Source organism: Arthrobacter sp. MDT2-3 (genome assembly GCF_059090465.1).
In genome coordinates this window covers 822,037-841,423 of record NZ_JBNHFS010000001.1, presented here as the reverse complement: position 1 = coordinate 841,423, position 19,387 = coordinate 822,037, and the positions used below count along the sequence as shown (strand labels likewise).

Annotated in this window: 16 protein-coding genes and 1 pseudogene; 11 read left to right on the top strand and 6 right to left on the bottom strand. The window is 64.7% G+C overall.

Annotated elements, in window-relative coordinates:
• The first annotated feature begins 111 nt into the window (after positions 1-111).
• Together AC5RUQ_RS03885 and AC5RUQ_RS03880 are read left to right on the top strand one after the other, a co-directional pair.
• Positions 112-1,158 (top strand): lactonase family protein, encoded by a 1,047-nt coding sequence (locus AC5RUQ_RS03885; protein WP_493946078.1) that lies wholly within the window; start codon positions 112-114, stop codon positions 1,156-1,158.
• A gap of 452 nt (positions 1,159-1,610) precedes the next feature.
• Complete coding sequence (locus tag AC5RUQ_RS03880) at positions 1,611-4,616, top strand: alpha-amylase family glycosyl hydrolase (protein ID WP_493946397.1); 3,006 nt, start codon at positions 1,611-1,613, stop codon at positions 4,614-4,616.
• A gap of 122 nt (positions 4,617-4,738) precedes the next feature.
• Here AC5RUQ_RS03880 and AC5RUQ_RS03875 read toward each other — a convergent pair whose 3' ends face one another.
• Positions 4,739-5,647: an SDR family oxidoreductase gene (locus tag AC5RUQ_RS03875; RefSeq protein ID WP_493946077.1), complete on the bottom strand. Its 909-nt coding sequence runs from the start codon at positions 5,645-5,647 to the stop codon at positions 4,739-4,741.
• Between the two features lie 21 nt (positions 5,648-5,668).
• Positions 5,669-7,903, bottom strand: a complete 2,235-nt coding sequence (malQ, locus tag AC5RUQ_RS03870; RefSeq protein WP_493946075.1) for a 4-alpha-glucanotransferase — start codon at positions 7,901-7,903, stop codon at positions 5,669-5,671.
• 412 nt (positions 7,904-8,315) lie between these two features.
• On the opposite strand from malQ, the gene AC5RUQ_RS03865 reads away from it, so the two are divergent.
• From AC5RUQ_RS03865 to AC5RUQ_RS03855, 3 genes and pseudogenes are all read left to right on the top strand, one after another.
• The gene (locus AC5RUQ_RS03865) at positions 8,316-9,362 is read left to right on the top strand and encodes an aldo/keto reductase (RefSeq protein ID WP_493946074.1); all 1,047 of its coding nucleotides are present in this window, start codon (positions 8,316-8,318) and stop codon (positions 9,360-9,362) included.
• A gap of 96 nt (positions 9,363-9,458) precedes the next feature.
• Positions 9,459-9,992 (top strand): DUF488 domain-containing protein, encoded by a 534-nt coding sequence (locus AC5RUQ_RS03860; protein WP_493946396.1) that lies wholly within the window; start codon positions 9,459-9,461, stop codon positions 9,990-9,992.
• A 94-nt stretch (positions 9,993-10,086) separates the two neighbouring features.
• Positions 10,087-10,266 (top strand): annotated as a pseudogene (locus AC5RUQ_RS03855) (DUF3040 domain-containing protein); the annotation flags it as partial.
• Here the strand turns inward: AC5RUQ_RS03855 and AC5RUQ_RS03850 are convergent.
• Both AC5RUQ_RS03850 and AC5RUQ_RS03845 read right to left on the bottom strand, forming a co-directional pair.
• On the bottom strand, positions 10,222-11,349 hold the full coding sequence (locus AC5RUQ_RS03850) for a DMT family transporter (protein ID WP_493946073.1): 1,128 nt from the start codon (positions 11,347-11,349) through the stop codon (positions 10,222-10,224). The pseudogene AC5RUQ_RS03855 and the gene AC5RUQ_RS03850 overlap by 45 nt on opposite strands.
• On the bottom strand, positions 11,346-11,705 hold the full coding sequence (locus AC5RUQ_RS03845) for a hypothetical protein (protein ID WP_493946072.1): 360 nt from the start codon (positions 11,703-11,705) through the stop codon (positions 11,346-11,348). The genes AC5RUQ_RS03850 and AC5RUQ_RS03845 overlap by 4 nt, the downstream gene beginning before the upstream one ends.
• Positions 11,706-11,908: 203 nt before the next feature.
• Between AC5RUQ_RS03845 and AC5RUQ_RS03840 the strand changes: the two genes are divergently transcribed.
• Positions 11,909-12,793, top strand: a complete 885-nt coding sequence (locus AC5RUQ_RS03840) for an SDR family NAD(P)-dependent oxidoreductase (RefSeq protein WP_493946395.1) — start codon at positions 11,909-11,911, stop codon at positions 12,791-12,793.
• A 71-nt stretch (positions 12,794-12,864) separates the two neighbouring features.
• On the opposite strand, the gene AC5RUQ_RS03835 is transcribed toward AC5RUQ_RS03840, so the two are convergent.
• Complete coding sequence (locus AC5RUQ_RS03835) at positions 12,865-13,305, bottom strand: SRPBCC family protein (RefSeq protein ID WP_493946071.1); 441 nt, start codon at positions 13,303-13,305, stop codon at positions 12,865-12,867.
• Between the two features lie 378 nt (positions 13,306-13,683).
• The gene (locus AC5RUQ_RS03830; RefSeq protein ID WP_493946070.1) at positions 13,684-14,457 is read right to left on the bottom strand and encodes an SDR family NAD(P)-dependent oxidoreductase; all 774 of its coding nucleotides are present in this window, start codon (positions 14,455-14,457) and stop codon (positions 13,684-13,686) included.
• 204 nt (positions 14,458-14,661) lie between these two features.
• Between AC5RUQ_RS03830 and AC5RUQ_RS03825 the strand changes: the two genes are divergently transcribed.
• The 5 genes from AC5RUQ_RS03825 (at position 14,662) to AC5RUQ_RS03805 (ending at position 19,315) form a co-directional block, all read left to right on the top strand.
• Complete coding sequence (locus tag AC5RUQ_RS03825; RefSeq protein ID WP_493946069.1) at positions 14,662-15,999, top strand: MFS transporter; 1,338 nt, start codon at positions 14,662-14,664, stop codon at positions 15,997-15,999.
• A 35-nt stretch (positions 16,000-16,034) separates the two neighbouring features.
• Complete coding sequence (locus tag AC5RUQ_RS03820) at positions 16,035-16,946, top strand: transketolase (RefSeq protein WP_493946067.1); 912 nt, start codon at positions 16,035-16,037, stop codon at positions 16,944-16,946.
• Positions 16,943-17,962: a transketolase family protein gene (locus tag AC5RUQ_RS03815; RefSeq protein WP_493946066.1), complete on the top strand. Its 1,020-nt coding sequence runs from the start codon at positions 16,943-16,945 to the stop codon at positions 17,960-17,962. The genes AC5RUQ_RS03820 and AC5RUQ_RS03815 overlap by 4 nt, the downstream gene beginning before the upstream one ends.
• 121 nt (positions 17,963-18,083) lie before the next feature.
• A complete protein-coding gene (locus AC5RUQ_RS03810) occupies positions 18,084-18,743 on the top strand; it encodes a GntR family transcriptional regulator (protein WP_493946065.1) in 660 nt (219 codons plus the stop codon).
• A 119-nt stretch (positions 18,744-18,862) separates the two neighbouring features.
• Positions 18,863-19,315, top strand: a complete 453-nt coding sequence (locus tag AC5RUQ_RS03805; RefSeq protein ID WP_493946064.1) for a DapH/DapD/GlmU-related protein — start codon at positions 18,863-18,865, stop codon at positions 19,313-19,315.
• Positions 19,316-19,387 lie beyond the last annotated feature (72 nt).

The window sequence follows — 19,387 nt, the reverse complement described above, 5'->3', positions numbered from 1 at the left end:
CCACCGGAAACGGATGAAGCAGGAATCGGACGCACCCCTTTTGAACCGCAGGAGTCTAATGCTAATCCGCAATTCCCCGGTTTAGTGGGCTTTTCTTGGCAGGATAGTGCTATGACTTCCCCTGCCCCACACTCCCTGATTTGGACCGGCACCTACACCCCCGACGGCGGCGGACGCGCGGAAGGGATCGGAGCGTTGTCGGCCCACCTTGACGGCTCGCTCGAATGGTTGGGAACGGCCGTCAAGACCGATTCGCCATCGTTCGTTGCCGTCCACCCCACTTTGCCTGTGGTGTACGCGGTGGCCGAGCAGCGCAAAATGGTTAGGGCCTTCCGCCGCACCGGAGATTTCCGGCTGGAGCCGCTTGGTGACCCGCAACCCTCCGGAGAAGCGACCTGTCACGTTGCGGTCGACCCCCAGGGACGCTTCCTCACCGCCACTTGTTGGGGAGACGGCCAGGTCCTGCTGTACGAATTGGATTCCGACGGCGGCATCACGGCACGCTTCCCAGCGCTGCCCTCGGTGGATCCGCACGCCAGCCAGACCCCGGGCGAGCCCCGGCAGAGCCGTGCCCACGCAAGCCTGATGCTGACGGACGGGCGCATCATAACGACGGATCTGGGCCACGACACCCTCCGGATCTGGAATTACATGCCCGGGTCGGGCTTGGTGGCCGACCACGAAGTGGCCCTCCCCTTCGGGTGCGGCCCGCGCCACCTGGTGCAGCACGCCAGCGGCAACGTTTTTGTGGTTTCTGAATACTCGATTGAAGTCTTCGTTGTCAGGCCCGAAGCCGGAACCTTTGAACTCGTCTTCCGGGGCCCTGCCACTGCAGGCGGCAGCCAGCCCGACGATTCTGCCGCAGAAATCGGCCTCGGCCAAGAGGGCAGGCACGTCTATGTGGGCGTGCGCGGCTCCAACCTGGTAAGCGTGCTGGAGGTCGGAGCCGGCGGGACAGAACTGGTGCCGGTGCACGACTTTCCGAGTGGAGGAAACTGGCCGCGGCATCATCTGATCAGGGGCCGCTGGCTCCACGTTGCCCATGAACGGTCGGACAACGTAGCCACATTTGAGCTGGACCCCGCCACGGGCTTGCCGGGGACCCTGGTCCACAACCTGGAGGTGCCCTCCCCCACCGCCTTGGTGCCCGCAGGATAAGCTTCGCCCGCCGAGGCTTGAGGACCTGAGGAGCCCACTTCATCCCAAGCGCAAAAGATAGCACGAGCCTTACAGGCAGCGGCATTTCCTAAACGCTGGAGTTATTCCGTGCAAGCGCTTACAGTTGTGACTTGGTTCACAGGGCAGCTGGGTTGCCCTGTGGGCTTGGCATCCTCATGCCACCCCCTTGCCCCGGCAAGCCTGAACAGCAGCGCAGCTACCAGGAAAGGTCTCCTGCCTTGAAATTCCGCACCCTCTCGAGCATGCCCCCAAGCGATAGAACAGGCGTGAGAATACGCGCCAAGGGAAGCACAACAAAAGACGCAAGAACGACGACGCAAACACCTTCCACTACAGCACCACACTTCACGGCATCCCACGCCCGGTCCCGGACCACCACGGCCCAGACCACCACAGCCCGGACCACCACAGCCCGAACGGCCGTTGCCTTGCTGGCAGCCGCAGTAGCAGCCGCAGTAGCCGTTTCAGCGTCCGCAGTTCCCGCGCAGGCAACTCCCGGCCCCAAGGGCCCGGGCGCAGGGTCGGCCCTGCACAGCCTCCGCGGCCCGGTAACAGACGAAAACTTCTACTTCGTCATGGCTGACCGTTTCAGCAATGGCAGCACGGGCAACGACCAGGGCGGCCTGGGCAACGACCCCATGGTGTCCGGCTTCGACCCCACCAAAAAGGGTTTCTACAACGGCGGTGACCTGGCCGGCCTGCTGGACAAGATCGACTACATCCAGGGTTTGGGCACAACTTCCATCTGGCTGACGCCGAGTTTCAAGAACAAGGCAGTGCAGCCGGAGGACAAATCGGCCGGGTACCACGGTTACTGGATCACGGACTTCACCCAAATCGATCCACACCTGGGCACCAACGCCGAACTCAAAGCCCTGATCGACGAAGCCCACAGCCGCGGCATGAAGGTCTACTTCGACATCATCACCAACCACACCGCGGACGTCATCGGCTACGAGGAAGCCCCGCGCATGCGCTATGCGTCCAAGGATGAAGTGCCTTATGAGACTGCGGACGGCGAGGCTTTCGACGACAGGGACTATGCGGGCTCGGAAAGTTTTCCCAAACTGGAAGCTACCAAGTCGTTCCCCTACGTACCTGTCCTCGAATCCGGCGAAGAGAATCTGAAGGTTCCGGGCTGGCTGAACGATCCCAACCTCTACCACAACCGGGGTGACACCACTTTCGCCGGAGAGGATGCCTACTACGGTGACTTCTTTGGTTTGGATGACCTCTTCACCGAGCACCCGAAGGTGGTGGACGGCATGAAAGAGATCTATAAGGCCTGGATCCGCGACTTCGGTGTGGACGGCTTCCGGATCGACACCATGAAGCACGTGAACAACGAGTTCTGGCAGGATTTCGGCCCCGACGTCCTGAACTACGCCAAGGAACAGGGCAAAGACGAGTTCTTTATGTTCGGTGAGGTTTTTGACACCACCAAGAGCTTCACCTCGCAGTTCACCACCCGCAACCAGATGCAGTCAGTGCTGGACTTCCCCTTCCAGGACGCTGCCCGCAACTTCGCCTCGAAGGGCCAGGACGCACGGAACCTGGAAGCCTTCTTCGCCGGCGATGACTGGTACACCGACGCCGACTCCAACGTCTACCAATTGCCCACCTTCCTGGGCAACCACGACATGGGCCGCATCGGCAGCTTCATCGCCGCCGACAACCCCGGATCAACCGACGCGGAGCAGGTGGCCCGCGATCAGCTGGCCCACGAGCTGATGTACTTCTCCCGCGGCAACCCTGTGATCTACTACGGCGACGAACAGGGCTTCACCGGCCCTGGCGGTGACCAGGATGCCCGGCAGACACTCTTCGCCAGCCAGGTGCCGGAATACCTCGACGACGACCTGCTGGGCTCGGACGCCACCCACGCCACGGACAACTTCAACCCCGGGCACCCGCTCTACTCGAAGATCAGCCAGCTCGCAGGCCTGACCAAGGAACACACGGCACTGCGCGACGGCGCCCACCAGCACCGTTACGCCTCCGCAGGTCAAGGCATCTACGCCTTCTCCCGCACGGACGCCGGAGACCAGCGCGAGTACGTCGTGGCGCTAAACAACAGCGAGCAGACGCAGAGCGCAGAGGTGCCAACGTACATCGCCAAGCGCAACTACACCCGCGTTTACGGTGAAGGCGCCGACGAGGCCAAAACCTCCGCGGACGGCAAGCTGGCAGTCACCGTTCCCCCGCTTTCTGCCGTGGTGTACCAGTCATCCGGCCGGATTCCGCACTCCAAGGCGGCGCCCGCCGTCGTCCTCCAGGAGCCGGTGGCGGCGCAAGGTGACAACGGGCGCCTAAAGGTGACAGCCGACGTCGGCGGCTCCTCGTTCCATCAGGTCACCTTCGAGGCCAAGACGGCAGGCGGTGAATGGCAGCCCATCGGCACCGACGACACGGCGCCTTACCAGGTGTTCCACGATGTGGCGGCGCTGGATGCCGGCACTGGCGTTGAGTATCGCGCCACCGTGCTGGACAACGCCGGACACACTGCCACCTCCCAGGCCCGCACGGCCGCAGTTCCCGCCCCGGTCCTCACCCTGCATAAGCCAGTGGAAGGAAGCAGTGTCAAAGGCTCGGTGGAGCTCAGCGCCACAGCGGACCCGGAAAAGGCCAGCCACGTGGTGTCTTTTGAGCGCAGCGTGGCCGGCGGAGACTGGACAGCTGTCGGAACCGATGACTCATCGCCTGTCTATTCGGTGTCCGACGACGTTTCAAAACTGGAGGACGGAACCGAGGTGCAGTACAGGGCCGCGATGGCTGGCCCTGGATTCCACGCTGTGAGCGAGCCGCGGACCGTCACAGTCGGTGATGCTCCGCAGCCGGACTCGGTGACGGTGGCCGGATCCATGAACCAGCTGATGGGCTGCACCGAACCGTGGCAGCCATCCTGCGCACAGGCCATGCTGCAGCTGGACCCCGCGGACAAAATCTGGCGCCTGACGGTGGATCTGCCGAAGGGACAGTACGAGTACAAGGCCGCGCTCAACGGCACCTGGGATGTGAGCTACGGAGCCGGCGGCTCGGCCGATGGAGGGAACATCGTGCTTGACCACCCCGGTGGCAAGGTGACATTCCGCTATGACAACAGCACGCATGTCATGAGTGCCGTGTACGCGTCCCAGCAGCCCTCGGCGGTCGCCGTGGCTGGCAGCCTGAACACTGAATTGGGCTGCGCAACGGACTGGGAGCCCGCTTGCGGCCAGGCACAGCTGGTGCTGGATCCGGCTGACCTCGTGTGGAAGCTGACCGTTCCCAACCTTGCGGCCGGCAATTACGAGTTCAAGGCAGCTTTGGACCGGTCCTGGGGCGTCAGCTACGGCGCGAACGGCTCGCCAAACGGCGGCAACATAGCGTTCAAGCACGACGGCGGAGCGGTCACCTTCCGCTACGACCACTTCACGCACCTGATCACGGCGGGCTAAAGCTTTCCTGCCGCCACAGCAATGGGCCACCTGCCGCCAACCCGAACCGGGGAAGCGGCAGGTGGCCCCGCTGTTGATGGGGTTATCGTGCCGAAATTGGGTTTTCCCGTCGGGACGAGAGCCTAGCCTCGCACCGCGTGTCCGAGGCTGGTGATGAGCCTACGAACGGCGTCCTCGGCAGTGGGCGGAGCCCCAAAGACCTCACTCTGGCGGGTGGTGTCAGCCACGTACCGGCCCGTCTGGAACCACGAAATCATTGCTGCCAGGTCCTTGGCCATGGGGTTAACCGGCCCCATAACCCTTCCTGCCGCCCGCAGGAGCCCGACCGGAACCGACCGGACACGGACCTCCTCACCCGTCAGCCGCTCGGTAAGGTCAGCGAACTCCTGCATGGAGATGGGCCTGTCCCAGCCGACATCAATGCGCTGGCCCTCCACACCCGGAGCATCCACGGCAGCGGCCAAGTACCCGGCGACGTCCGCGGTGAGCACAAACGTCAGCGGGATTCCTGCCGAGCCGAACCACATGACTTTGTGTTTGCTGAGCGGGTCGCCGCCGAACCGGGTCACCTGATCCAGGAATGCTCCGGGCCGGAGCGCGACAAAGGGGACGCCCAGCGCCTGGAGCCGGTCCTCCATGAGCCTTTTGTGCCAGAAATGCGGGACGCGGGGCGTCTGGTCGCAGGTCAGGATGCTGGTCAACACAAACCTGCGGACGCCGATACGCTTCGCCGCTTCAGCGAGGTTCGAATTGCCAACTGTGTCGGTTTCCGGGGTGTCGCCTTTGCGGTGCCGGGTGTAACCGGCGGCCGTAGTGACAACCGCATCCGCGCCGGCCATGGCATGCAGCAGCGCTTCCTGATCCATCATGTCCCCACGGGCAATCTCAACACCCGCCGATTCCAGCCGGGAGGCATCCGAGCCGGGGCGTACCAGGGCACGCACCTGCTTTCCCCGGTTCAGCAGTTCCGTCACCACCTGGCCGCCGAGCATGCCGGTGCCGCCTACTACCAGTACTGGTCCCTCACCCATCGTGCTCTCCTGACTGTTGACTTAGCCGTGCAGGGCCTCCTCCACCGCCGCCAGCAGGGAGTTGAACCGGGCATTGGCGGGAAGATCATCCAGGAACACCGGCTTGCCGTCCGGCCCGCCGAGCGGTACCTGCCAGTTCGGATACAGCGCTTCGGTGGTGCCGGGCTGGTTCTGGACGCGGCGCTCCCCCACGGCATCCACCAACGCAACGCCAAGCAGTACCGACGGCGCCTGCGCCAGCAGCAGGTGCAGCGCCTCGATGGTCCGCTCCTCGCTGGCCCCCGGAGCGCCGGAAACATCATCGGGGAGGTAGCCGCGCTCGCGCACCAGGGCAAGCATCTTCTCCAGGGAGGCATTGTGCTCAGCCCGCTCCTCCGCCTCGGAGCGCTCAAGGAGGCCCAGGCCGCTGCGCAGCGCCACGTGGTCACCGGCGAGGTACCCGGCGGTGGGCGGAAGGTCGTGGGTGTTCACGCTGGCGAGTGCCTGCGTGCGGTACCTCTCGGGCGCAAGGGGCGAATCGCCGTCGTACTCGAACCAAAGGATGGACGTGCCCAGGATGCCGCGGGCGGCAAGGTAGTCGCGCACCCAGGGTTCGAACGTGCCCAGGTCCTCGCCGATCACAACCGCCCCGGCACGCTGCGCCTCAAGGGCGAGGATACCGATCAGCGCCTCATGGTCGTATCGCACGTAGGCGCCGTCGCCCGGGGCGTTGCCGGATGGAATCCACCAGAGCCGGAACAGGCCCAGGATGTGGTCCACACGCACGCCGCCGGCATGCCGCAGCACGGTGGCCAGCATGTTGCGGAACGGGATGTAGCCTGCCTCCGCAAGCCGGGCCGGATGCCATGGCGGCTGGCCCCAGTCCTGTCCCTGCTGGTTGTACATGTCCGGCGGTGCGCCCACGCTGGTGCCGGGAGCCAGGACGTCGCGGAGCGTCCAGGCGTCGGCGCTGCTGTGGTCCACCCCCACCGCCAGGTCGTGGACCACGCCGAGCCGCATCCCGGACCGAAGCGCCGCCCGCTGCGCGCTTTCGAGCTGCTCGTCGCAGATCCACTGCAGCCAGCGGTAGAACCCGATCCTGTCTGCAAGCCTTTCCCGCAGTGCCTCGGTCTGCGGCGTGCCAAGGGCACAGGCGGGGTCCGACCAGAAGGGGTCCCCGGCCGGCAGGTCCTCCCGGATCGCGGACCAGAGGGCAAAGTCGTCGAGGCCCCTGCCGGAGATGCGGCAGAATTCGTCAAAGGCAGCTTGCCGGGCCGGCGACCGGCGGGTGTGGTAGAGCATCTCCAAGGCCTGGAGTTTGGCCGAGTAGACGGAATCGCGGTCCAGCCGGGCGCCCTCCCTATTCAGGGCGGCCACTTCCTCGTGAAGCTTTTCCACCGCGGCACGCTTGCGCGGCTTGAGGTAGGCCAGTTCGGGGATTGCCTCGATGCGAATGTACAGCGGGTTGAAGAACCGCCGGGTGGACGGTGAATACGGCGACGGCTGGACAGGCGGAACCGGCTCGGCAGCGTGCAGCGGATTAACCAAAATGTAGTCTGCGCCGCGGGCCGCACTCAGCGCGCCGAGGTCGGCCAGGTCGGAGAAGTCGCCTATGCCCCACGACCGCTTGGAACGCACGGAGTACAGCTGGGTAGCCAATCCCCAACCGCGGCGCGCTTCCAGCGGTGCGGCGGTGGTCAGCCGGGCGGGCACTACCACCAGGGTCGTGGACGCGGTGGCGCCTTCAGATTCCGCGTGGAGGGTATGCCATCCCAGCGGCAGGTCCTGGGGAAGGGCGAAGGTGGCACGTCCGGTGGCAACCCCATCCACGTCCCGCGGCTGCACCCGGAGGTCCTGCTGAACGGCATCCCGCGTCCCTGCGCCGCCTTCGAGCGTGATGCTGACTTCGGCGGTGGCTCCGTCCCGCAGATGGACCGGGACCTGCACCGGCTCGCCCTGCTGGATAACGACGGCGGGAGGCAGCATGCGCCGCCACGGCGCCAGTTCGGCTTCCGCGAGTGCCGCCTCGATGAGCTGGTTGGTGTGGGCCTGGACCCCCAGGGAGGCCAAGACCTTGATCAGTGTTTCTTCGGCGACACTGTGGGGCAACCCGTCCCAGCCCTGGAAGGAGGTTCCCACGCCATGGGCGTCCGCCAACTGCTTGAGGAGGTGCGGGTCCACGGCGCCCGTGGCAGCTTCACGGGCAGCGGAGGGAAGGCCTGGCCGATCCGCGGGCATCTGCGATTGCTGTGGGTGCTGCTGGTCTGAAGCCGTCATGCGTGTCCGCCTCGTCTGGTGTGATGTGGCCCGAACTTACAGTGCTGCTTGTTGTACCGGGCGCTTGCACCCCCGCGCACAACCGTTGGTTCAGATTATTGCAGGGCGGCGCAGAGGCGAAACCCAAGCACCCTGTTACCCAGCGCATCAGTGCTCTTTATGCGTGCTGACCGCGCGCCCGCGTTCACCCGGTCGGGTTCCCTGCCGCGAGGTCGTCAACGATCCTCCGCACGGAAGTACTGCCCGTAACGCTCCATAAAACGTCATACCCGGCTCCCTCCGTTACTCCCCAAGACGAAAAGAGAAGCACTGAGGCGCATATCCGCCGGGGCGCGGCTGATCTGTGTAGCCTCGTGACGACCAAGGGCACGCTTTGGAAGCAACGTGCCCAAAAAATCGGAGGAGACCGGAGATGAGCCTCAGCGAACTGCGGGTGTTCGGGCGATCAGGCACCCCTATCAGCCCGCTGACCCTGGGCACCATGAACTTCGGCGAGGGGGCCGGTGGAGCTCCCGGCGCGCCCACCGGAGCAGACGAAAGCATCCGGATCATCCAGTCCGCGCTGGACGCCGGCATCACCGCCATAGATACCGCAGATGTGTACTCGCAGGGTGAATCGGAGCAAGTGGTGGGACGCGCACTGCGGGGCCGCCGCGACGACGTCTTCCTCGCCACCAAGTTCCACGGCCAAATGAGCCCCAATCCGGCCCACGCCGGCAACTCCCGGCGCTGGATCACCCAGGCCGTCGAGGGCAGCCTGCGCCGCCTGCAGACCGACCGGATTGACCTGTACCAGGCGCACCGGCCGGACTACAACACCGATGTCCTGGAAACCATCACCACCCTTAATGACCTGATCCGGCAGGGAAAGATCCTCTACTACGGGACCTCGGTGTTCACGCCGGCGCAGCTGGTGGAGGCGCAGTGGCTCGCCACCACCAACCATCTGATCCCGCCGCTCGGGAACCAGGTGCCGTACTCCATGCTGGTGCGCGCCAACGAACGGGACGTATTCCCGATCGCGCAGCAGTATGGCCTCGGGGTACTGGCGTACGGCCCGCTGGCGGGCGGCTGGTTGTCGGGCAGCTTTACCCTGGAATCCGGAAAGCCGCCCACCCGCGTACATTCACTTCCCGGCCGCTACGACATCTCCGGGCCCTCCAGCGAACGCAAGCTGCACGCGGCGGATGCCCTGGCACGGCTGGCGGACAAGCTGGAGCTCTCGCTGGTGGACCTCGCCGTCGGCTTCGCCCTGGCACATCCGGCCATCAGCAGCGTGATTATCGGGCCGCGCAGCGAAGAGCACCTTGCCGCGTACCTGCGTGCGGCCGAAGTCAGGCTGGGCGAGTCGGTTCTGGATGCGATCGATGACGTTGTACCGCCGGGCACGAACTTCGTGGAGCGGGACGCCGGAGCCATCGTCCCCTCGCTTGAGTTCGCAGAACTCCGACGGCGTTAGGCCAGTCCCGCCGTCGTCCTGCCTCCTGCTTCAGGAACCCCGGTTGCGGCTCCTCGCTGCGGATGTTCCTGCTGGAAAGATGCCCACGTGCCTATCATGGCTGCCGTGGGCGTTCTTTTTACGGTGGGGCACGGGACAGGCTCCCAGGCTGACTTCGAGGAGCTGCTGAAAAGCGCTGGCGTGACATCCCTCGTGGACGTGCGCATCGGTCCCGGCAGCCGCAGGCACCCCCACTTTGGCAAGGACAGCATGGCCGCCTGGCTGCCGGAAGCCGGCATCAGTTACCGGTGGGAGCAACTCCTGGGTGGTTTCCGCAAGCTTCCGCCGGAATCACCGGACACGGCCCTCCGCAACGATTCTTTCCGGGCCTACGCTGCCTATATGCGCACCGGGGAGTTCTGCGCCGCCGCGGAACGACTGATGGTAGACGCACAGGATCAACCCACCGCCATCATGTGTAGCGAAACCCTCTGGTGGAGATGCCACCGAAGGCTCATCGCCGACCACTGCGTCCTCCTGGCCGGACTTCCCGTGGAGCATCTGATGCCCCGCTCCCGGCCCACCACCCATGTCCCGACTCAAGGCGTAAGGGTGCTGGGAAACTCACTGAGATATGACGTCTCGGGATAAGCCGCCACAACCGGGCAAACCGGACCCTTGACTCAACAGGACAAGAATCCTACGGTCGATATCGATACTCCCGACTTAGATTCAAGGGCGTCCAATGCCAATGTCCGAAGAGGAGCGGAGGCTCCTCAAGGAGCTGGAGCTCGGGTTGATCGCCGACGACCCCCACCTCGCCATGGAACTGCTGTCCGGCTACCCCTCACGCCGGTTCAGTGCAGGCTTCTACTACGGCTCAGCCGCGGGCCTGCTCGGCCTTGTGCTCTTCATCGCCGGTGTCAGCGGCCAGGTCATCGGTGTGGCTGTCTCGGGGTTGTTCCTGATGCCTTTGGGGGCTTACCTCGCGCTGAGTAAGCATCTCCTCGGGCGCCGCCGCCGTTACGGGCAGCCCACATAGCCCTGGGCCGTTCAGCCTCTGCTGCCCCTGCGGTGTAGCACGTGGGACCAGGAAGAACAGGCCCGCCAGGACCGTGGCGGCTCCGATCCAACCCGCTGCCGGCAACCGTTCCCCCACTACCAGGACAGCCAATACCGCTGCCACCACAGTTTCCACCAAGGAAAGACCCGTGGCGGTGCTGGCGCGCACCCGCGCCAGGCCCCACCCGAACAGGACGTACCCGGCAAACATCGGCACGAGCGCCATATACGCCCCTACGGTGAAGTTCGTCCAGGTCTCAAGGAGCGGGCGGCCGGTGAGAAAGAGGACAGGCATCAGCAGGACACCGCCCACCCCAAACACTGTCCCCATGGCGGCCCGGGAGGACACGCCACCGCCGATGATGCGATGGGCCGCCCACGAGTACAGGGCGTAGGTGGTCCCTGCGACCAGGCCCAGTGCTATTCCCGCCGCGCTGGACCAGGACGTGCTGGCCCAGGACTCCGCAGCGGTACCTGCGCCGCCGCCGTCGGGTCGGTGCCCGGCAAATGACAACAGCACGGCGCCGCCCACGGCGATCAGCGCCCCGACCATCCAGCGGCGCGTGAGCGGCTTTTGGTCAACAATGCGCTCAATGACCGCCGCTGCCACCGGGGCGGAGCCGATGGACACCACCGTTCCCACGGCCACGCCGGCAAGATGCATTGAGCTGTAAAAGGCCAGTGGATATACCGCAACCGCCAACGCCCCAAGGGACACCAGCGGCCATCGCTTCACTAGGAGTCGCCACTGCGCGCTGATGTGATGTGCCGCGTACAGAGCCTGCAGCAAACCGCCAACTCCCATCGCAACCGCGCCGATGGCCAGTGGGCTGACGGTGGGGGCAAAGGTGGCAGCAGTTCCTGTGGTGCCCCACAGCACCGATGCGGCGAGCACAAAAACAGCGCCCCAGAACGGACCGGACGCCAGGCCGGCGGAAGCAGTCACAGCCCGTCCAGCATCTGCGCGGCAATGGCTCGGCCTTCAAGGAGCCGGGCGTCCCCGCCCTCGAGTCCTGCACGGACCATGGCACCTTCCAGGAGGAAGGCCAGGTGGCTGGCCAGCCTCATACGGCGTTCTTCCTGGCCTGGGAGCAGTTCCGCCAGGTGCGCTGCGAGGAGGGCCTGAACTTCTTCCTTGTGCCGCCGTACCGCCGTCCGCCCTGGGCTGCCTGCGGGCAGTTCCGCGGCGGCGTTGAGCAGCCCGCACCCCCGGAATCCGTGGTGGTACGCAAAGCGGGCATGATCGAGGTAGGCGTCAAAGATGGCGAGCACGCGCTCCCGCGGTCCTTCCTCGCGGTCCACGCGCTTCCGATAGAGGCCAAGCCATTCCTTCAGTCTACCCAGCTACGCTTTCAACATTGCCCGGATGCCAGTAGGAAGAGGTCGGGGGACGGCGTAACCTGAAGGCGCTTGGGGTCTTCGGCTTTTGGGCTCCTGGGCTCCTACCGAAGGAGCTACGGCCGAGGCGGGAAGGCCGAGGTGCTGAGGAGGCGGCGGTGGGAACAATGGATGGACGCTTGGCGCTGGTGACTGGCGCGACGGGCGGGCTGGGCAAAGCCGTAGCCGCGGGCCTGGCACGCGAGGGGGCTGCCGTTGTCGTCGTCGGACGCTCAGCTGCCAGAGTGGGGGCAGCGATAGCGGACATCAGAGCGCTCGTTCCGGATGGCAGGATCGAACCGCTGGACTGCGACCTGTCGTCCCAGCCGTCCATCCGGCGAGCAGCGTCCGACGTCCTGTCCCGCCACGACAGGCTGGATGTGCTCGTCAACGCCGCAGGGGTCTTCCGCAAGGAACGCCACGTTACTCCGGACGGGCTGGAACTGACCTTCGCTACGAATGTGGTGGCCTACTTCCTGCTGACAAATCTGCTGCTGGACGCACTCAAGCGCGCCGCGCGTGCAGGGCAGGCAAACACCGGAACCGCAGGCACGCCTGGTCCGGCGGCTTCTACCGCACGAATCGTGAATGTTGCTTCAAGGTACGGCAACGCCACGCTTAACTTCGATGACCTCCAGACTGCGAAGGGCAAGTACAGCTACCTTCGGTCCACGCCGCCCACAATGCTTGCCCGTGTCCTCCTTACACAGGAGTTCGGCGAGCGCCTGCGCGGCACGGGCGTGGTGGCAAACGCCGTACATCCCGGCCTCGTCAAGAACACGGCGCTGTTGCAGGACGTCGGGGGCCCGTTCCGCTGGGTCACCAACACCTTTGGTGCCCCGGCCGAAAAGGCGGCAGACACAGCGGTTTGGCTTGCCACCTCACCGAAAACAGCGGAGGTTTCCGGGAAGCTTTGGGCGAAGCGGAAGGAACTCCCGACGCCGGGCATGGGCTCGGATCCCGAAGCCCGCCGGCGTTTGTGGGATGCTTGCTCCCGCCTTACGGGACTGTAATGCCCCCTCCGGCGATTGACCCGCTCCGTTCATCGCCCGGGGCGCTTTGGTTATGGTCCGGGGCGCTTTCGCTATACTCCGGCACGGGAGTTGAGCGTGTCCCTAATCCCGTTCAGCGCGGGGTCGCGCAGTGACATGAAGGCCGGTTTCAGCAGTGGCTGGATGATCTTGGCCGGGCCCTTGATGCTGAACTCCGCCGTGTACTTGACCACCGAACCCGCACCGTTGGAGCTCACATCGATCGAGTCAAAAGCCGTGACCGTTTTGTTCTCGCCGCGGAGCTTGATGTGGTTCTCCGTCAGCTCGATGACCTCGTATTCAAGGGTCTGCCGTTTGCCCCGGAACTCCGACTCGGCGTGGTACCTGTGCCCCAGAGCCACAGGCCCTGGGGTCAGCTTGTCCATCACCGGGGTGCTGGGGTCCCACTCGCTCGTGTTTTCGAACTCCCGCATGTAGGCAAAGGCCTGTTCGGCGGGCAGCTTGGTTTCCACACTTCCGGTTACTGTGATCATCACCCAAGTGTAGGAACCGTGCGGAGGGAAGCCCACCCCTTCGCTGGCTTATAGGGACCCGCGCCCTTGCCCGGACCCCGAGAGTTGGACGGCTGCCATCTTGAAACAGAGCTTCCCACCCAGTTCCCTCGGCCGGACCCACACCTCGTAACCCTCCGCGGCAGCAAAAAGTGCCCGGCCCCCTCCTGCGTCGGCCGCCAACCACAGGGCTGACGAATCCGCCATAGCATCATCGACCACACCGGTGCGCACAATTTCGAAGTCCTTTCGAACCTCCACCGGTGTCCCGATGAGCCGGATCCAGTCATGGTAGCGATACGGCTTCATCGCGTTACCCCAATCCGCCTTTTCTCCAGCCAGGCTTTGCCGCTGGCTCCGTTAGTGGAGGTGGCTTCCGCCGTTGATATCGATGGTGGTGCCGGTGAGGTAGGCCGAGTCCTCCGAGGAAAGGAAGGTGATGACGGCAGCCACTTCTTCCGTGGTGGCGTTGCGGCCCAGCGGAATTCCGGCGTTGATTGCGGCTTCCTGCTCTTGCGTGCTGCCCACCCGGATGTTGGTGTCTACGGCGCCCGGGGTGATTGCGTTGACCGTCACGCCGGTGGTCCCCAGTTCGCGGGCGAGGGCCTTGGTGAACCCCAGGATGGCCGCCTTTGCTGCGGAGTACGGGACTTTCCCGAACACGCCACCGCCGCGCTGGGCAGAGACGGAGGACATGTTGATAATCCGGCCCCAGCCGTTGTCGATCATGTCCGGCAGGAACGCCTTGGTGACCAGGTAGGTGCCTGTTGCGTTGACGTCCATCACCTTGTGCCACAGCTCCAGGGTGGTTTCGAGGAACGGGAGCGGGGAGGTGATACCGGCGATGTTGGCGAGGGCACCCACGGGCGGCAAATTGCCGGCGGCCACCTCAGCAGTGACGGCTGCCTGGGCGGCTGTGACCGAGGCTTCGTTGGCGACGTCGATCTCATGGCCGAAGGCGGGGACGTTGAACTCGTTGCCGATGTCGGCTGCCACCTTTGCCGACTTCTCGCCGTCGAGGTCCAGGACGACGATGCCCCAGCCTTCGCGTGCGTAGCGGCGGGCAGTGGTGATGCCAATGCCCCGGTCCGAAGTTGCTCCGGTGAGGACGGCAGTGCGCTGGATGGTGGTCATGATGCTCCCTTGGATCAATGAGTGCGTGCGTCGGTGAAACTTGGTCAAAGTGACTGGGACCACAGTATTCGGTTCGAGTGTCAACAGTCAACCTTCAAAGTTGACTGTTGACATTACACATGACCGGCATCACACTGGATCTATCATTTGTTAACCGTCGACAGCGGCTCATCCCCCATAAGCCGCTTTCCGAAAGGAACCACCATGAGCAATGAAGCTCTGAAGATGCGCGGCCACGTGCACGGCACCAAGGACGCCAAGCGCGTTGCCATTGGCTCCGGTGTGGGCGCTGTGATTGAGACGTATGACTTCATCGGTTTCGGCACCGCGGCTGCGCTGTACTTCGGGACCGCATTCTTTCCCACCGGGGATCCTGTTACCGGCACCCTGGCTGCATTTGCCACCCTGGGCGTCGGCTTCGCTGCCCGCCCCCTGGGCGGCATCATAGGCGGGCACCTCGGCGACAAGGTGGGCCGAAAGCCCGTCCTGGTGGCCTCCCTGATCCTCATGGGCGTTGCCACGTTCCTCATCGGCCTCTTGCCCACGTACGAGCAGGTCGGGTTGCTCGCTCCTGCCCTGCTGGTCTTCGTCCGCGTAGTCCAGGGCCTGGCGTTCGGCGCCGAATGGGGCGGTGCCATCCTTATGAGCTACGAACACGCTCCCTGGAAATCCAAGGGCAAATACACCGGCATCGTCCAGGCCGGTTTCCCCGTAGGCCTCCTGCTGGCCAACCTGGTCTTCCTGGTCAGCGTCAACCTCGGCGGCGAACTCGCCTGGCGCGTGCCCTTCCTGGCGAGCATCGTGCTTGTCGCTGTCGGCCTGATCATCCGCTCCAAAGTTCCTGAGTCACCGGTCTTCGATGAGGTCAAGGAAAGCGGCGCAATCGTCAAGAACCCCATCATCGAGGTCATCAAGACCGACTGGCGCAGCATTGTCCGTGGCATCGGCCTGCGGATCGCCGAGACCGCGGGCTATGCAGTGTCCATCACCTACATGATTTCCTACCTCCACACGCAGCAACTGGCGGACAAGACCGAAACGCTGGTGGCCCTCTGCATCGCCTCGTTCATTGGAATCTTCGCCACCATGGCGTGGGCCCGCCTCACCGATAAGGTCGGCCGCAGGCCCCTCTACGTCTGGTCCTGCGCCTTCGCCGCACTGTTCGGCATCCCAATGTTCCTGCTGGTGAATACCGGATTGTTCATCTTCGTCATCGCCACCATCGTCATCTCCTACGCTGTCTGCCAGAACTCGCTTGCCGGCGCGCAGGGTCCGTGGTTCCCCGAACTGTTCCAGGCCAAGACCCGCTCCTCCGGAGCCTCGCTGGCCTACCAGATCTCGGCCATGGTCTCCGGATTCACCCCCTTCGTCACCACCCTGTTGTTCGTGGCCCTCGGCTGGATGGGCCCCGCCCTCCTCTTCAGCTTCTACGCAGCCATTGGCTTCTGGGCAGCAATCGTCACCCGGGAAACCTGGGGCAAGCGGGAACGCGAACTGGCTGACGAAGCCACCAAAAGCACCCCCAACACGGTGAGCGTCTAATGACTGCCACACACGAAACGAAGACGGAGCAAGCAATGCCGACAGTTACTGTCCAGGACCAGACAGCCCGGAACGGGGTGACCTCCACCGGCGTCGCGCAGGACCGCATCACTAAAATCAGCGCTGCTGCCTACCGCATCCGGCACCACGCCCTGAACATGGGCGAGGTCCAGGGCCAGGGCTATGTTGGCCAGGCCCTCGGCGCTGCGGACATGCTCGCCACAGTTTATGGAGATCAGCTGAACTTCCGTGCTGACGATCCGCACTGGGAGGCGCGGGACCGGTTCCTGCTCTCCACCGGCCACTACGCCATCGGCCACTACGCCGCCCTCGCCGAAGCCGGGATTGTCCCGGTGGAAGAACTGGAAACCTACGGCTCGGACGATTCCCGCCTGCCGATGTCCGGGATGTCCACCTACACACCCGGTATGGAAATCTCCGGCGGCTCCCTGGGCCATGGCCTGACCATCGCGGTGGGCATGGCGCTGGGACTCCGCTACCAGGGCTCGGAATCGAGGGTGTTCAACTTCCTTTCCGACGGCGAGCTGGACGAGGGCTCCACCTGGGAGGCGGCCATGGGCGCGCACCACCACCAGCTGGGCAACCTGACCGCCATGGTGGACATCAACGCCCTGCAGGCCGACGGCAAGACGGACTCCGTGCTGCGTACCGAGCCGATCACGGAAAAGTGGGAATCCTTCGGTTGGTACACGCAGCGCGTGGACGGGAACCACGTCGCTGCCCTGCTGGAAGCGTTCGACAACGCAGCGGCCCAGGCCGCCGCCGTCGGACGCCCCTCGGTAATCCTGTGCGACACGAAGGTGGGCCGCGGCGTACCGCTGCTGGAGGACCGCGAAAAGGCGCACTTCATGCGCATCGAAGAACACGAATGGCAGACCTGCCGCGAGCAGCTCACCGCCGGTTTCGAAGGAAAGGCTTCAGCATGAGCACCACCACCGAGGCCCCCGACACAACAACCGCCGCAAAGCCCAAGCTGAAGACCTCGGCCATGATCGCGTCTTTCGCTGATCCGGGCCAGAAGACCTCCTCGGCACCGTTCGGGCACGCGCTGGTGAAGGCCGCGCAGGAGAACGACAAGATTGTTGGCCTCACGGCTGACCTGGGCAAGTACACTGACATGCACATCTTCGCCAAAGCCTTCCCGGAGCGGTTCTTCCAGATGGGCATGGCCGAACAGCTGCTCTTCGGCGCCGCCGCAGGGCTCGCCGAAACCGGACTGGTCCCGTTCGCGTCCACGTACTCGGTGTTCGCCGCCCGCCGCGCCTACGACTTCCTTTGCCTGGACGCGGCTGAGCCGAACCTGAACGTGAACATCGTGGGGGGCCTGCCCGGCCTGACCACCGGGTACGGCCCCAGCCACCAGGCCACGGAGGACATGGCCATTTTCCGCGGAATGCCCAACCTGACCATCGTTGACCCCTGCGACTCGATCGACATCGAACAGGCCGTCCCCCAGCTCGCAGCATCCGAGGGACCCACCTACCTGCGCCTGCTGCGGGGCAATGTCCCCACCGTGTTGGACGAATACGACTACACGTTTGAACTCGGCAAGGCCAAGGTGCTGCGCGGCGGCAATGACGTTGTGTTCATTTCCTCCGGCCTGATGACCATGCGCGCCCTGCAGGCAGCCAAGGCCCTCGCGGCGCACAACGTGGACGTCGCCGTCGTGCATACCCCCACCATTAAGCCGTTCGATGCCGACACCGTTCTCGCCGAAATCAACACCGACCGCCTGGCCGTAACGCTGGAGAACCACTCTGTTGTGGGCGGCTTGTTCGAAACGGTAGCCTCCGCCGTCGTCACGGCGGGCGTGGGAAAGCGCGTAGTTCCCGTCGCACTCCCGGATCAGTTCCTCGACGCCGGGGCACTGCCCACCCTCCACGACCGCTACGGTTTGGCCGTGGACCGCATCGTGGCAAAGGTGCTCGCAGAGCTCGGCTAGCACGGCTCCGGCGAATGCGGGAAGCACGGTACCGGTCCTGCACGGTGCCGTGCTTTCTGCCGTACTATCGGAACTACGACCGACTGTAAACAGTCGACTTACAACATCGAGGACAGACGCCATGGCCGGACTCACAGCCCCGCTGCTGGGACTGCAAAAGAAGAGCCTGCGTGAGCAGGCACTCTCAGCGCTGAGGACCGCCATCACCAGCGGTGAACTCGCACCCGGGCGGCACCTGGTGGAGACAGAACTTTCCGAGATGCTGCAGATCAGCCGGGGAACGCTCCGCGAGGCTCTGCGCCAGCTTGAACAGGAGGGGCTGTTGTCCGCAGGGCCCCGCGGCAGGCTGTCAGTCCGGCACCTGGATGAAAAGGAAATCCGGGACATCTTCGCTGTACGTGCAGCCCTCGAATCCTTGGCTGCGCGCACCCTCTGCGAACTCCCGGACCGAGCCCACGCTATCCAGTCCCTGCGCCGGACCATTGACGTCATGGAAGCAGCCCAGGATTTGTCCCTGGAAGAGCGGATTGAATCCGACATGGAATTCCACCGCACTCTTTGCCGGTTGACCGGCAATGAAACCCTGCTTCACTCCTGGGAGTCCTTGGAAGGGTCAATCCGGATGTCCATCATGTTCGGCGGCCTGGAAAAGGGCGTTAAGAACATGAGTGTTGACCGGCATCGTGACATTGTGGCGGCCATTGAAACAGGCGACGCATCACTCGCCCGGAAGACCATCCGCGCCCACATGGACACCGCCGCAGCCAACCTTGTGGCCTGAGGCACGGGCTTCACAGGCGGCCCCGGCGTTCCCGTCCCGGTTCCCGGGAATCCCTTTGAGTTCCGAACCGTTAACTGAATGTGCGGCTGAAAAGGCCGCCGCCGTTAACGAGGGATTGAATGAACGCGAAGTTTGTATCAGTTGAAGACGACGCCGGGAAGGTCACCCGCTACGCCCGCCACGCCAATGGCGGCGGCCTCATCGCTCCCGGTGCCACAGCGGCCGAAAGCTCACACATCGGCCCGATGACCTATGTGGAGTACGGCGCCCGGATCGGCTCGGGTTGCAGGATTGGCCACGGCAGCTGGATCGACCGGGATGCCACCATCGGTGACCGGGCCGTGATCGGCGATGGTGTGCGGATAGGCCGGGGCGCTGTGATCGGAAACCGTGTGCACATCGGCAGCCATTCACGCATCGGCTCAAGCGTCCTCATCGAGCACGGGGTGCACCTGCACGCGGACAGCAGGGTTCCCGACGGCGGGCAGGTGCTGTTGGGTTCGAAGGCAGCTGTTCGGGACCAGGCGAAGAACCGTGGGCACCGGAAGGGCAGGGGCCGGATGGCGGCTTGACCCGCCCGGCCGCCGGGGTGGTGCCTGCCTGACCTGCTCCTGGGCACGACCGCCCGCCCTGAATCCCGCCCG

What these genes read in the sequence shown, in the direction of transcription:
- AC5RUQ_RS03865 (WP_493946074.1), top strand. Translation starts at nt 8,316, where the DNA reads ATGAGCCTCAGCGAACTGCGGGTGTTCGGGCGATCAGGCACCCCTATC.
- AC5RUQ_RS03840 (WP_493946395.1), top strand. Translation starts at nt 11,909, where the DNA reads ATGGATGGACGCTTGGCGCTGGTGACTGGCGCGACGGGCGGGCTGGGC.
- AC5RUQ_RS03875 (WP_493946077.1), bottom strand. Translation starts at nt 5,647, where the DNA reads ATGGGTGAGGGACCAGTACTGGTAGTAGGCGGCACCGGCATGCTCGGC.
- AC5RUQ_RS03825 (WP_493946069.1), top strand. Translation starts at nt 14,662, where the DNA reads ATGAGCAATGAAGCTCTGAAGATGCGCGGCCACGTGCACGGCACCAAG.
- AC5RUQ_RS03835 (WP_493946071.1), bottom strand. Translation starts at nt 13,305, where the DNA reads ATGATCACAGTAACCGGAAGTGTGGAAACCAAGCTGCCCGCCGAACAG.
- AC5RUQ_RS03830 (WP_493946070.1), bottom strand. Translation starts at nt 14,457, where the DNA reads ATGACCACCATCCAGCGCACTGCCGTCCTCACCGGAGCAACTTCGGAC.
- AC5RUQ_RS03820 (WP_493946067.1), top strand. Translation starts at nt 16,035, where the DNA reads ATGCCGACAGTTACTGTCCAGGACCAGACAGCCCGGAACGGGGTGACC.
- AC5RUQ_RS03885 (WP_493946078.1), top strand. Translation starts at nt 112, where the DNA reads ATGACTTCCCCTGCCCCACACTCCCTGATTTGGACCGGCACCTACACC.
- AC5RUQ_RS03805 (WP_493946064.1), top strand. Translation starts at nt 18,863, where the DNA reads ATGAACGCGAAGTTTGTATCAGTTGAAGACGACGCCGGGAAGGTCACC.
- AC5RUQ_RS03860 (WP_493946396.1), top strand. Translation starts at nt 9,459, where the DNA reads ATGGCTGCCGTGGGCGTTCTTTTTACGGTGGGGCACGGGACAGGCTCC.
- AC5RUQ_RS03810 (WP_493946065.1), top strand. Translation starts at nt 18,084, where the DNA reads ATGGCCGGACTCACAGCCCCGCTGCTGGGACTGCAAAAGAAGAGCCTG.
- malQ (WP_493946075.1), bottom strand. Translation starts at nt 7,903, where the DNA reads ATGACGGCTTCAGACCAGCAGCACCCACAGCAATCGCAGATGCCCGCG.
- AC5RUQ_RS03815 (WP_493946066.1), top strand. Translation starts at nt 16,943, where the DNA reads ATGAGCACCACCACCGAGGCCCCCGACACAACAACCGCCGCAAAGCCC.